The organism is Arthrobacter sp. Dra40 (assembly GCF_059091905.1).
In genome coordinates, this window is record NZ_JBNHHB010000610.1 from 1 (window position 1) to 246 (window position 246).

Sequence of the window (246 nt, forward strand, 5' to 3'; positions counted from 1 at the left end):
CGATCGTGGACATGCCGGTGGACAGGATCACCGGCTTGCCGGTCTCGCGCAGCGCGGCCAGCAGGTCCAGGTCGGTGACCGAGGCGGACGCGACCTTATGGGTGAGCGCGCCGGCCTCTTCCATGAACGCGACCGAGGGAACATCCCACGGCGAGGCGAAGCAGTGCAGGCCGCGGTCGGCGGCGTGCGAGATCAGCTTCTGGTAGATCGGCATGTCGAACTCCACCCGGTACCGGTAGTCCAGGT

At 67.5% G+C, this 246-nt stretch carries 1 protein-coding gene; it reads right to left on the reverse strand.

From position 1 onward, the window contains the following. A partial coding sequence (locus AC5RWT_RS38230; protein ID WP_494084737.1) for an N-acetylneuraminate synthase family protein occupies positions 1-246 on the reverse strand: 246 nt, incomplete at both ends.